Source organism: Deltaproteobacteria bacterium (assembly GCA_030654105.1).
Classification (GTDB): Bacteria; Desulfobacterota; SM23-61; order SM23-61; family SM23-61; genus JAHJQK01.
In genome coordinates this window covers 1-12,629 of sequence record JAURYC010000003.1, presented here as the reverse complement: position 1 = coordinate 12,629, position 12,629 = coordinate 1, and the positions used below count along the sequence as shown (strand labels likewise).

The 12,629-nt window shown below is 50.5% G+C and carries 10 protein-coding genes; 4 read left to right on the top strand and 6 right to left on the bottom strand.

Annotation, left to right across the window (positions count from 1 at the left end; translation table 11 throughout):
* Positions 1–1,654 (top strand): DNA polymerase/3'-5' exonuclease PolX (polX, locus tag Q7V48_00140; protein ID MDO9209153.1); only part of this gene is annotated, 1,654 nt, incomplete at its 5' end.
* A 386-nt stretch (positions 1,655–2,040) separates the two neighbouring features.
* On the opposite strand, the gene Q7V48_00135 is transcribed toward polX, so the two are convergent.
* From Q7V48_00135 to Q7V48_00120, 4 genes are all read right to left on the bottom strand, one after another.
* Entirely contained in the window at positions 2,041–3,201 is a 1,161-nt protein-coding gene (locus Q7V48_00135; GenBank protein MDO9209152.1) for an iron-containing alcohol dehydrogenase, read from the bottom strand.
* Positions 3,202–3,550: 349 nt separating this feature from the next.
* On the bottom strand, positions 3,551–3,904 hold the full coding sequence (locus Q7V48_00130; protein MDO9209151.1) for a hypothetical protein: 354 nt from the start codon (positions 3,902–3,904) through the stop codon (positions 3,551–3,553).
* Between the two features lie 167 nt (positions 3,905–4,071).
* Positions 4,072–4,236, bottom strand: a complete 165-nt coding sequence (locus Q7V48_00125; protein ID MDO9209150.1) for a zinc ribbon domain-containing protein — start codon at positions 4,234–4,236, stop codon at positions 4,072–4,074.
* 405 nt (positions 4,237–4,641) lie between these two features.
* Entirely contained in the window at positions 4,642–5,334 is a 693-nt protein-coding gene (locus Q7V48_00120; protein ID MDO9209149.1) for a hypothetical protein, read from the bottom strand.
* A 179-nt stretch (positions 5,335–5,513) separates the two neighbouring features.
* Here Q7V48_00120 and Q7V48_00115 point away from each other — a divergent pair, with 179 nt between their 5' ends.
* The 3 genes from Q7V48_00115 to Q7V48_00105 all read left to right on the top strand — a co-directional run bounded on the left by Q7V48_00115 (position 5,514) and on the right by Q7V48_00105 (position 10,887).
* Positions 5,514–6,755, top strand: a complete 1,242-nt coding sequence (locus Q7V48_00115) for an MFS transporter (GenBank protein MDO9209148.1) — start codon at positions 5,514–5,516, stop codon at positions 6,753–6,755.
* A gap of 141 nt (positions 6,756–6,896) precedes the next feature.
* Positions 6,897–9,875: an AIR synthase-related protein gene (locus Q7V48_00110; GenBank protein ID MDO9209147.1), complete on the top strand. Its 2,979-nt coding sequence runs from the start codon at positions 6,897–6,899 to the stop codon at positions 9,873–9,875.
* 190 nt (positions 9,876–10,065) lie between these two features.
* Entirely contained in the window at positions 10,066–10,887 is an 822-nt protein-coding gene (locus Q7V48_00105) for a phosphoribosylformylglycinamidine synthase subunit PurQ (GenBank protein MDO9209146.1), read from the top strand.
* 64 nt (positions 10,888–10,951) lie between these two features.
* On the opposite strand, the gene Q7V48_00100 is transcribed toward Q7V48_00105, so the two are convergent.
* Together Q7V48_00100 and Q7V48_00095 are read right to left on the bottom strand one after the other, a co-directional pair.
* Positions 10,952–11,914 carry a tripartite tricarboxylate transporter substrate binding protein gene (locus Q7V48_00100; GenBank protein ID MDO9209145.1) on the bottom strand — a complete coding sequence of 321 codons (963 nt, stop codon included), beginning with the start codon at positions 11,912–11,914 and terminating at the stop codon, positions 10,952–10,954.
* A 40-nt stretch (positions 11,915–11,954) separates the two neighbouring features.
* Positions 11,955–12,629, bottom strand: a 675-nt coding sequence (locus Q7V48_00095; protein ID MDO9209144.1) for a tripartite tricarboxylate transporter substrate binding protein, incomplete at its 5' end; no start/stop codon positions are given.

Below are 12,629 nucleotides of genomic sequence, written 5' to 3'. Positions count from 1 at the left end.
AGAAAACCCCTTCCGGGTACGGTCGTATCGCAACGCGGCCCGGACGATTGAAGACCTAAGCCAAAGTTTGGAATCCATGGTCAAAACCGGTATGGACCTGGAGGAGATTCCGGGGATCGGTAAGTCAATCCGCGAGAAGATCGAAGAGATTATTTCCACGGGGAAATGTCATTTTCTCGAAGAACTACGCGTCCAGGTTCCCGCTGGGCTGACGGAGTTTCTGAAACTGGAAGGGCTGGGTCCCAAGAAAGTTAAGGTATTGTATGATCAATTGGGTATAGATTCGGTAGACCGATTGGAAAAAGCGGCGCAAGCAGGGCGGCTGCGGAATCTTGCCGGCATGGGGTTGAAGACCGAAGAAAAAATTTTAAAATCCATTGAAAAATACCGTGCCGGCATGGGACGCTTCAAACTTTCAGTTGGGTTTATTTATGCTCAAGCCATTCTGGAATATTTAAAAGAAGTCCCGGGGGTGAGGCGTTTGGATCCGGCGGGAAGCTTCCGCCGGCGGAAGGAGACGATTGGGGACCTGGACATTTTGGCCATATGTGCCAGAGGTTGCCAGATAATGGACCGATTGGCCAAATATGGGGAGGTGGCCGAAATAATTGCCAAGGGCGAAACCAAATCCAGCGTTCGCTTGCAGTGCGGTTTGCAGGTGGATGTAAGGGTTCTCGAGGAGGAGAGTTACGGAGCAGCCCTACATTATTTCACTGGTTCGAAAGCTCACAATGTGGCCATCCGCGATCGAGCTAAAGAATTGGGCCTGAAAATCAGTGAATATGGAGTATTCCGATCCCAAGACGATAAACGAATAAGCGGTACGAAGGAAGAGGATATCTTTAAAGCCGTGGGACTTCCCTTGATTCCACCTGAATTGCGGGAAGACCGGGGAGAGATTCAGGCTGCCGAGCAAGGGATGCTCCCCAGGTTGATAGAGTTGTCTGATATCCGCGGGGATTTGCAAATGCATACCACCGCCACGGATGGTAAGAATTCCATCGCGGAGATGGCCCAGAAGGCTAAGGAAATGAGTTACGCTTACATCGCTATCACCGACCATTCGAAAGCGGTACGCGTGGCCGGAGGTCTGGACGAAAAGGGGTTGGCCCGGCATTTAAAAGAAATTGATAAAGTCGATGCCCAGGTCTCTGGATTTCGTCTGCTCAAAGGGGTGGAAGTGGACATCCTACCAGACGGAAGCCTGGACTTGCAAGATGATATCCTTAAAGAATGCGACGTAGTCCTTGCTTCCGTGCACTCCCGCTTCAACATGGAAGAGAAAGAGATGACCCAGCGAATCGTCAAAGCCCTGAAAAATCCCAATGTAAACATTCTTGCCCATCCGACTGGGCGACTAATCCTGGAGCGGGAAGCGTATAAGGTGAATCTAAAGGAAGTTTTTCAGGCAGCCTTAGATTATGGGGTAGTCCTGGAAATCAATGCCTATCCGGACCGGCTGGACCTCCGGGATGTGGATGCCCGTATGGCCAAAGAAATGGGGGCCAAACTGGCGATTTCCACGGATGCCCACAGCGCCGCCCAATTGGAAATGATGAAATTCGGTGTCTTCACGGCCCGGCGCGGATGGATAGAGGCCAAAGATGTAATCAATACCTTGCCTCTGGAAAAACTGATGAAAATATTAAGATGAAAATGATTTTTTGATGATCTCGTAAAAAGTCGGCAGAAGAGTCATTGCGAGTCCGCCTGAGGCGGACGAAGCAATCTCGTTTTTATAAGTCCTTGAAAATACGGGATTGCTTCGTCGTCCCGCATTGGCGGAACTCCTCGCAATGACGAAAACGGGACTTTTTACGACTCCATCAACATTATATATATGACGAAAGAATCGTTGAGAAGGATTATCTAAAAGCGAGACTTATCCATCGGGGAACGCCCGAGTGAACTTCCCTGTGGAGAAGTTGGGCAGGGGAATTGGCTTATAATCCGGATGAGCCATTTACCGGTCCATTCTCGCAGCGATAACCTTTTAGGATATATAAATTCGACAACCCAAGGGGAAATGAGCCGTCATCATTAATAGGCGACCCGGTAGAGTTCCAACATATCAGAGACCGAGCAAGGTCGCGGGTTGAAGGGATGGCACCAGTCGTGCATCGCATTCTCGGCCATGCGGGGAATTTGTTGCTCCTGGACGCCGACCTCCCTCAAACGCTGCGGTAATCCGATCTCCTGAGACATACGGGCCACAGCAGAACATGAGCGTTCAGCCGCCTCAGAGAGTGTTAGGGAATGAATATTTTCCCCCAAAGCGCGGGCGATTTGAGCCAACTCTTCTACGGCGTGGCTCAGGTTAAAGCGCATGACATGGGGGATCAGGATAGCATTGGCTACTCCGTGGGGGACATCGGCCTCGGAGGAAAGCTGATGAGCCAGGGAATGGACCGTTCCCAGGCCTTTCTGGAAGGCCAGTGCACCCATCATCGAAGCCACAGCCATGTCCATACGCGCCTCCAAGTCATTCCCCGCTTTCACGGCCTTCTTCAACGACCTCCCGATGAGCCGGACCCCTTCCAGAGCCAGGGCAGTACACACGGGATGATAACGCTTGGAGACGCAGGCCTCAATATTGTGAGAAAGAGCATCCATTCCTGTTCCTGCGGTCAATTGCGGCGGCATGGACAAAGTCATCTCTGGATCGATGATGGCCAGTTGAGAGGGCCCCGTTCGCATGACTGCCTTGGTTTTCGTCTTAGTATTCGTAATAATGGCTCCCCGGGAGACTTCCGAGCCTGTCCCAGAAGTTGTGGGAACGGCGATCAAATAGGGCCTGGGGCGGGTGATCTTGGCTGCCCGTTCCACTCCCAAATACTCATAGATCTCACCTGGATGGGAGGCCATAACCTGAATGGCCTTGGCTGCGTCCAACGAGCTTCCGCCCCCCACGGTCAAAATGGCGTCGCACCTGGTTTTTTGAAAAAGTTGCGCTCCTTCCATGACCGTCCGGTCTGATGGATTGGGCTCGATCCTATCAAAAATTTCATAGGAGATTCCCACTTCTGCGAGCGATCTTTTCGGTAAATCAAGTAGGCCTGCTTTTACCACTCCTTGATCCGTGGCGATAAAGACCTTCTTCGCCCCCGCCGACTTCAAGCATGGGCCTACATCCTTTACCGCGCCGACTCCCAGTCGCACGGATGCTCCCAAAATTTCGAATGATACTTCCTCAATTTTCATCTTTGCACCCTTCTCCCCCAATCCTTTTTGAGTATTCAATTCCGGTCTGGGGGGTATGTTTTGAAACATTCCTTATAATGAAACGGCCCAAAGGCGAAAACATACGCTCTTTTTTGGCGGGAGAAAGCTTGAGCAAAACCGTGGGAAAAGGATACTAACGCAATTTTGAATTGTCAACCGAAAAGAAAAAGGGTTGCACCCGTGACCTGCCCTCCAAAAAATTGGACCCTATGGTGAGTTAGAATTAGGGCTGGATTTTAGTATAGGGAGGTAGGGATGAGGAAGAGAGGGTATACGACTACTGACATTGTCTGTCAGGTAAAACCTCGTTCAGGACAAAAAAAGATTCTTATTCCCCCTTATACCACTCCCGGTAGATCTGCATCTCTATTTCACCGAAGAACGTCTCGTACTGTTCTTTGCCCATAAGCTTCTTGGGTTTCCAGCCAGAGGGGCTGGAGTCTTTCTGCTCGGTGATGACCGAAAGAGTGACTTCTCTTTCCCTCCGGCTGACTTTTTTAATCGTAGCAACCACCTTGGTTCTCCAGTCCTCCTGGACCATATAGTCGGTTTCTAAACGACCTTTATCGACCTCAACTCGAGGTTCTCCAAAACCCCGATCCTTGAGAACCTGGGAAAGCGCTTTAAAAATTATTTTGTCATCGGCCTCAAAGACGTAGGAAGTTCCTTCGGGTTTCGGCAATGCCTCCGGAGCGTGCTTGCAGGCGGCCGGGATCAAAAAAGAGAAGGTGAATAAGAAGAAAAGGGAAAAGACAATCCTCTCCTCCCATCGCCTCTCTTTCATCGGAGACGGAAAATGATTGTAAATTTGAGCCCTCCTTTCAGATGATGCCTTCTTTTTAGATGGGCCTAACTTTTTTTAGAAGTTTTGGTGTAAAAATTGCCAAAAAGCGGTTGATTTTTGCGGCTTCCGCATTTCGGGCATTTAAATTTACCTTCTTCCCGATCCTTTAAGGTCATCGCTAAAGAGTATTTTTTGTTGCATTTCTGGCACAGAAACTCATACTTCGGCATGATGAAACCTCCTTTCAATATTTCGGCTATATACTGTCGGGTCCAAGAAAGAAACCAGACCGAATTCTTCAAGTGAGGGCAGCCGGAGATGGGCTGCATTCTTGGTTTTTCGCGAATAGCTCCCCGAAGACTGTTGATAATTGTGGATTTTTCTGCTCCTGATCCTTCGAAATTCAAATCCATAGCCTATCTTGAAATAACTATTTAATATTATTACTATTTTTATTGATTAAAAATTAGGCAGTTATTAAAAAAGCAATAGATTTAACCGCATTTTAGATTCCATACCTTAAGTTTTCCACATCTTATCCACAGATTCTGTGGATAAGATTCCGCCCCGCCTTAAACCGTTTTTATTTTAAATTTTTTTCTTTGAGTTTTCCCGTGTTATCCGACTATCTCCTCTCAATTTTCAAGGGCTGATAACAGGACTCTTTGAGGCTGCATATCTTTAAGAAGTCCAAAGAGTGAGTTTCCCCCTGGAGAATCAATCAGATGTTCCCAACCACCCACGTGCAATATTTTTCCCCCGTTGATTCCTTGGGCGAGTTTACGGATTTTCTCAGCCATATAAACTTCCCGTTCCTGAAACGCTTTGGAGGTAAGCCGGGTAGAAGGAGGATGATGAAAAAGAAAACCTGCCCGCGAATATTGAGATTGCACCAGATCCGCAAAAGAAGGGGAGTTAAGATGCAGTAAAGTTCGTAAGTTCTTGAGCGCAATAAGCTCAGAAAGATGGGCAAGATTATCTTGCGCAAAGGGGGAGAGATCAATATCTTGGAGAAGAACCCCATATTGGGCGGCATACGACTTTGCCGCCCGCCATTCAAAGGGTTCTTTCAGGAGAAAAAAAACTCCCATGATCAAACTGTGAGCAAGAATTGTGCTCAGCGGCCGTCCTTCTTCTTTTTGGATCCTTCGCAGATTTTCGCGTAAAGTATTCCGAATCAAAGATGATTGCTGAACCCGAAAGGTTCGGGAGTAAGGACTGATTTCCACGGTAACAAGGGCCGGGCTTTCTCTTTCCAGGAGACGGAATAATCTGGCATAGCCCTTGGGATCGCGGTGAACGGTCCCGACCAAGATCAAGGATGGCATATGCCCTTTGTGAATGTCCACCGTTCAGTTGACCTTTATCTGTCTCTTGTGATAAGTTGAAAATATCTTCTTAGCGGGCTCGTGTTGTTTTTGCATGGCTCATCATCTTAGTCTCCAAAAAGCAACACCGATCGAAAAATATTTTAATCATTAAATAAAAAAAATCAAGCTTTTTCACTATGAATCGCCTATTCCAGAAAGAATTAATCCTGGTCGCCATGGCCGGAACCATTGCCGTAATGGGGCTGGGTTTCATTATCCCCCTCTTTCCCATTTATGTCTCGGAAAAAGGGGCCAGCAATTTTCAACTCGGGCTAATTGTCTCAGGGTTTACCATCAGCCAATTCCTGGTCCAGCCCTTTTTTGGGGGCCTCTCCGATCGCTTGGGGCGGAAACCTTTCATGGTCGGCGGGATGGCCTGCTATGGGCTGGTAGCCTTGCTTTACATCTTGGCCGATAGCCTCTCCCAGGTTTTTTTGGTTCGCCTTCTCCATGGGGTAGGCGCCGGAATGATCTGGCCTGCCCTATCGGCCTATGTCGTCGATCAATCGCCGGTGGAAAGAAGGGGGGAAACCATCGGCCTACTTTCCGGTGTTGAGATGGTCGGGTTTGCTGTCGGGCCCTTCTTGGGGGGAATGCTTTATAGCCTGGGAGGGATGAATCTGCCTTTCTTCGGCTGTGCTGCCCTGGCCCTGCTGGCCACGAGCATGCTCTGGGGTTTCATCCAGGAAAAAACCCCCGAACGCCATGGAATAAAACTAACCTGGGGTGAACGATACGGCTTTTCCTCCTTGCGCTTACCCGACATCCGTTTGCTTTGCTGGATTGGTTTTGCTGAAGCCTTTGTCTGGGGGATGATCATTACCCTTCTGCCAGTAATGGCCTCCCGCCTGGGTGTGCCCCCCGAAAGGATAGGTTGGCTGTTCAGCTCTTACTTCGTTGTTTACATCCTTTTGCAGAGACCTGTGGGAAAATGGTCTGACCGTCAGGGAAGGAAAAAGCCGATTCTTGTGGGCATGAGCATCTATACCGTAGCGGTCCTCCTGCTTTCCCGGGGTGGGTCACTCTTGCACTTGATGGTGGTCCTGGCGGTTGCCGGTGCCGGATTGGGAATCTATTCCCCGTCGGTTCGCGTGGCCATCGCCGACCTCTCCTCAGAAAAAGTCCGCGGGGCAAGCATGGGCTTTTTCTTTACCACGCGCATGTTTGGATTTTTCTTAGGTCCTAACATCAGCGGGCTGATGGCCGACCGCTGGGGGCAAGGATTGCCATTTTTGCTCGGCGCGGCCGGGTTGGCATTGGGCATCTGGGCTTCTTGGTCATTGTCGACAGAACTTTCCCAAAGGATTTCCCGGGCGTCCGCCTGCCCCGCCGGCACAGGAAACAGGGAGGCGAAGGAGTATAAAGGTGTAAATGTCTAACAGGCAAGGTTAGATAGTTTCCATCCGGAAACTCCCAGTCCCCTCGCGGGAGAGGGGCGGGGCGAGGGGGAGGGGAAAACCTGGGTTTATTGGGCTGGTAGCTGAATGCTGATTGTACTGATTTTAAATGAGGTGAAACCCATGGCGTATCGCGTTGAGATCAGCTTGAAACCTACCCTCCGGGATGCTCGGGGGGAAAGAATGAAACGGCGGATCATCGATGATTTAAACCTATTCGTGGAGTCCGTGGTTACCATCGATGTTTATACCATTGATGCCGCTTTATCCGCGGAGGAGATTGAGAAGGTTGCCTCCGGTCCTTTCCTTGATCCCATCATCCAGGAATTTTCCGTCGGGAAACCAATTCGTCATGATTTTGACTGGGCGATCGAAGTGGGGTACAAGCCCGGGGTCACGGATAATGTTGGCCGAACAGCCCGGGAGGCGGTTGAACTGCTTTTACAGCGGAAATTTAACACCGAGGAGGGAGTGTACACCTCCGTTCTCTGTTTGATCAAGGGAAAGTTGACCAGAGAACAGGCGGAGCACATCGCTACAGGCCTTCTGGCCAATACGCTCATCCAACGATTTGAAGTTAAAGACCAGCTATCCTGGAATCCGGAGATTGGCATGGAAGTAACTGTCCCCAGAGTGACGGGAAAGAAAGAAATCCGGGTGATCGAAATTAACCTTCAGGTGAGTGAGGAAGAATTGATGCGCCTGAGCTCTGAACGAGTTTTAGCTTTGAGCCTGAAAGAAATGAAAGCCCTTAGAAATTATGCTGAAAACCCAAGGGTGCGAGAAGAACGGGAAAAGGCAGGTCGCGGGGAAAACCTTACGGACTGCGAAGTGGAGGCCTTAGCTCAAACCTGGTCGGAGCATTGTAAACATAAAATCTTTAATGGCTTGATCGAATACTGGAACGAAGAGGGAAAAGTCCAACGCATCGACAGCCTGTTCGATACTTATATCAAACGTTCCACCGAGGAAATCCGCAAGGCCATGGGGGCCCAAGACTGGTGCGTTTCGGTATTCAAAGATAATGCTGGCGTCATGCGCTTTAACCAGGATTGGAACCTCGTTTTCAAAGTGGAGACGCACAACAGTCCTTCAGCCCTCGACCCCTATGGGGGGGCCCTCACTGGTATCGTGGGTGTTAACCGGGATCCTTTTGGGACTGGCAAAGGGGCCAAACTGATTTTTAATGTGGATACGTTCTGCTTTGCTCCCCCGGATTATGCCAAGCCTCTCCCTCCCCGGCTTCTCCATCCGAAACGGGTTTACGAAGGTGTACGGGAAGGAGTAGAACACGGAGGGAACAAGAGCGGCGTTCCCACGGTCAATGGTTCTATCGTTTTCGATGACCGCTATGCAGGGAAACCGCTGGTTTATTGCGGGACAGGGGGGATCATGCCCAAGAATATTTTGGGAGAGCCTTCCCATGAGAAACGAGCAGAACCCGGCGACTTAATCGTCATGACCGGCGGTCGCATCGGCAAGGATGGAATCCACGGGGCCACCTTCTCTTCAGAAGAACTCCACGAAGAATCCCCAACCAGCGCCGTGCAGATCGGGGACCCGATTACTCAAAAACGCATGACCGATTTTCTTCTCCGAGCCCGAGATTTGGGCCTTTATCACGCCATTACGGATAACGGCGCCGGCGGCCTTTCATCATCTGTAGGCGAGATGGCGAGGGATTGTAACGGCTGCCGGATGCACCTGGAACGTGCTCCCCTCAAGTACGCAGGCCTTGATCCGTGGGAGATCCTGCTTTCCGAAGCCCAGGAACGCATGACTCTGGCAGTCCCTCCAGAAAACATCAATCGCTTTTTGGACTTAGCCTCCCGCATGGAGGTGGAAGCTACAGTCTTGGGTGAATTCACCGACAGCGGGAAATTTCATGTTCTTTTTGATGGGAAAACCGCCGCTTTTATTGATATGGATTTTCTCCACAACGGTTATCCCCGAATGGAATTGCGCGCTCGTTGGGAAAAAAAGGTCTACCCAGAGCCCTCTTTTCAGGATCCTGAAGATCTGACTCCTTATTTGCAGCAGGTCCTTTCCCGTTATAACGTATGCAGCAAAGAATCGGTCATCCGGCAATATGATCACGAAGTCCAAGGGGGGAGTGCCATTAAACCCCTGGTGGGCACTTTTAACGATGGCCCCAGCGATGCCTCGGTTTTGCGCCCGATCCTCGAGACCTGGGAAGGAATCGTCGTCTCTTCCGGCATCTGCCCCCGATACAGCGACATTGATGCCTACCATATGATGGCCTGCGCCATCGATGAAGCGATTCGCAATAACCTGGCCGTGGGCGGCAACATGAGGCATATGGCCGGCTTGGATAATTTTTGCTGGTGCGACCCCATCCAGTCGGAAAAAACTCCAGATGGAGAATACAAACTGGCCCAGCTCGTGCGGGCGAACATGGCCCTCTACGACTATACCACGGCCTTTGGCGTCCCCTGCATTTCGGGGAAAGACTCGATGAAAAACGACTATCTGATCGGAAATACAAAAATTTCCATCCCCCCCACGGTTCTGTTTTCGGTCGTGAGCGTCGTTGCGGATGTGCGCCGGTGCGTAACCATGGATGCCAAGCGCAGCGGGGATTTGGTTTATATTTTAGGGGAGACGTTTCCTGAGATGGGCGCCTCTGAATATTTTGCCCTTCGTGGTTTTATCGGCAACCAGGTTCCCAAAGTCAATGCTCCCCGGGCCAAGGCCCTCTATGAGGCTTTGGGGGGAGCGATGGCCAAGGGGTTCGTAGCTTCCTGCCATGACTGCTCGGATGGTGGCCAGGGAGTGGCTCTGGCCGAAACGGCATTTTCCGGGGCGTTGGGTATGGAGGTAGACTTACGACGAGTTCCAGCTTCTGGAGTGGACCGCAACGACGTTTTGCTGTTCTCCGAATCCCCAAGCCGCTTTGTGGTCACGGTTCATCCGAAAAACCAGGCCGCCTTCGAAGAATGCCTGCAAGGAAAAGTTTTTGCGGCAATCGGGAGAGTGGTCGAAGGAAACAATTTTACAATTTTTGGTTTAAAAGGAAAAGTCGTGGTCCAGGCGGATATCTTTAAATTAAAGGAGGTTTGGCAACGCCCTTTAAGATTTTGAATGGGGCCGCAGAATTTAAATCTTTAGGGACACAGATTTTCACAGATACACACAGAAAAAACTTTTAAATTTTCACTTTATATTGATCCTGATAATCTGTTTTTATCTGTGTCCAATAAGAAAAAAAATAACGGAGTTCGCAGAGAAATCCTCCGTGTCCTCTGTGGTTAGATTGCGGTGAGGGAAGAATATGAAAAAAGTAAAATCCATTGTCTTAGCCGGGAACGGGATCAACTGCGAAATGGAGATGGCCCATGCCTGCCGGTTAGCCGGTTCAGAGGTAGTAGACATTGTCTACCTGTATGACATCCTCTCGGGAGAGGTGAAGTTGGATGATTATCATTTCCTGAACCTTCCTGGTGGGTTCTTGGATGGGGACGATCTGGGGTCGGCGAAAGCCATGGCTCACCGCTTAAAGTATGCCAAGATCGCCGGAAGCGGGGAGCGCCTGGAAGAAGTTATTTTTCGATTCATCAAGCAGGGGAAACTCATCCTGGGAGTGTGCAATGGATTTCAACTCATGGTCAAAGCCGGACTCCTTCCAGGTTTTGATGGAAATTATGGCCAACAGGAGGTAACGCTTACCTTCAATGAATCTGGTAGGTTTGAGGACCGCTGGGTTTACCTCAAAGTGAATTCCCAAGGGCCTTGCATCTTCACCAAAGGGTTGCAAGGGGTATACCTGCCCGTACGGCATGGCGAAGGAAAATTCATTCCGCAAGATGGGGAGGTCCTTGAAAAGCTTCAGCAGGAAAACTTAGTTGCCCTGCAATATTCTGAACCGGGCTACCAGAATCCTACCATGGAATATCCCTTGAATCCCAACGGGGCCGTTGCCGCCATCGCCGGAATCTGTGACCCAACCGGGCGTCTTTTCGGCATGATGCCCCACCCTGAAGCCTATCTTTATTCTGTCAACCACCCCCGCTGGACAAGGGAAAAGGTCCCTGAAGAGGGGATGGGTTTGGCCATTTTCAGGAATGCCGTCGAATATATCCGCAAAAATCTGTGATCAGAGAACAAAGACACCGTAGGAGCACGAAGCCTCGTGCCCCTACGGCATTTCTGCGAGGGGACTATTTCTTCAAAAGCAGGTTGTGCTCGAGTAGTATTTTTTTGAAAATTTCTGTCTCCTCCGCAATGTATTTCGTGGCTTGCTGGCTATTCAGTTTCTTGGGCACGAATCCCGCCTTGACGATCTTGGAGTGATACTCTTCCATGTTCACGGTGTCTAAGAAGGCCTTTTCCAGCTTGGCCGTGATATCTGCGGGGGTATTTTTCGGAACCGCCACCCCCCGGTCAATGCCCGAGTAGAATTTCATACCCTGTTCCTGGAAGGTAGGAACATTCGGCAAAGTGTCCATGCGCTTTTCGGTCCCGATCGCCAGGATTTTCATCTGAGTCTGATAACCGACCAGGTCAGAAGAATTCCCCCAGATGGCTTCCACATGCCCGCCCAGAAGAGCGGTTACCTGGGGAGCAGCCCCGGTAAAAGTGACCAGGGTAAGCTTGGTGCCCGTCATCTTCTCGAATTGCAGCGCGGCCATGTGGTGACCGGAAAGTTTCCCCGATATGCCGATGGTGATTTTTCCAGGGTTGGCTTTGGCGAATTCAATGAACTCTTTTAGACTGTTGATCTTCGACTCTTTCTTCACCACCAGTCCAATGGGGGTGGACTCGAAGATGCATAAAGGTTTCAGGTCCTCGGTTTTGAAAGCCGCGTCCTTCTGGGAAAGCGGCTGGAGGATGATGTGAGGAATGTTGATGCCGCAGACGCTATAGCCATCGGGCTTGGCCTGGGCGAACTTCGTCCAGGCCAACGCCCCGCCGGCCCCTGGCACATAGTTGACCACGATGGGTACCCCCAGGATTTTCTCCAGGTAGGGCTGCTGCAGGCGCGCTTCCACATCCGACTGTCCCCCGGGGTTGAAAGGAATGATATAGGTGATGGACCCTTTGGGGAAATCCGTGGCGGCCAATAAGAAGGCCGGGAATAAAAACAGAGCCGCAAATAGGCTCCACATGCTGATTTTTTTCATAACACTCTCCTTTCTCCGCGTCCGGCTGCCCGGCGCGTGGTTACTTCTTGGCTGGCGATAAAAGGTCAAACTCCTGGATCAATTTTTTAAGTTCCTTCGCCTCTTCTTCCAGGAATTTGTGTGAATCGGCAATACCCATCACCTGGGGCACGAATCCGGCCGCCTCCATCTTGGCTTTGAATTCAGGTTTTGAGGTGGTCTCCAAAAAGGTCTTCTCGAGCCGTTTCTGAATATCAGCAGGAATAGCTTTGGGGCCCATCGCTCCCCGGGCAATGCGGGGATACATCTTCAGGCCCAGCTCCTCAAAAGTGGGGACCCCTGGAAGCTGGCCCATTCTTTGTTGGGCACCAATGGCCAGCACCTTGATCTGGTCCTTGCTGCTGACCATCATGGTCGAATTGGTGAAAGCCGCATCGATGTGCCCACCCATCAAGGCCGTCTGCACCTGGGACGTTCCCGTGAAGGTCACGTAATTTACCTTTGTTCCAGTCAATTGCATAAATTGCAGGGTGGCAAAATGATGGCCGGTAAATTTTCCAACTCCACCGCAGGAAATTTTTCCGGGGTTGGCCTTGGCGTATTCGATAAATTCCTTGACCGTGTTGACCTTGAAGTCCTTTTTCACGGCCAGGCCGATGGGCGTATACTCGACGATGGAAAAGATGACAAAGTCATCAGTCTTGAAGGCTACGTCCTTCATAAACATCGGCTGGAG